Source organism: Oleiphilus sp. HI0043 (genome assembly GCF_001634935.1).
On sequence record NZ_LWEY01000770.1, the window covers coordinates 1 to 549 of the forward strand.

General features: G+C 46.6%; 1 protein-coding gene. It reads right to left on the minus strand.

The features are described from left to right. Nucleotides 1–482: GGDEF domain-containing protein (locus tag A3729_RS08755; protein WP_304439708.1), on the minus strand; the 482-nt coding region annotated here is incomplete at its 3' end. Nucleotides 483–549: the final 67 nt, after the last annotated feature.

Consider the following 549-nt stretch of genomic DNA (forward strand, 5'->3'; position numbering starts at 1 on the left):
TTGTAGCAACGGACATTATTTCGTCCATTTCTCTTTGCTTCGTATAGGGCATGATCAGCCTTTTCACATAAGGATTGAGCGTTTTCGTGGTCAGCTAATGCAATGCCGCAACTAAAGGTGACATTGAATGTGCCGGTTCCGGCGGGCTGTGGTAATTCTGCAAAGCGTTCACGTATTTCGTTAAGAATAGTTTTAGCATCGCGTTCAGAAGTATTTGGCAGTACGATGGCAAACTCTTCGCCACCATAGCGACCGATGTGGTCTGTTTTACGTAGCCGCTGTTTAAGGAAAAGAGAAAGGCTTTTCAGTACGCGGTCGCCAATAGGGTGGCCGTAGTTATCATTAATCTTTTTGAAGTAGTCGATATCGAGCATTGCGAAACAGACAGGTAGTTCGCTTTCCGCTGCTTTAGCAACTTCAATTTCTAGCAAATGTAGAGTATGGGTATGATTGTAAAGCCCGGTCAGGCTATCGCGAATCATTAGTGCCAAAAGGGATCGAGCTCTTCGGCCTCGGTTTCGCAGCGTGGCGATGAGGTGTTTCGGGTCG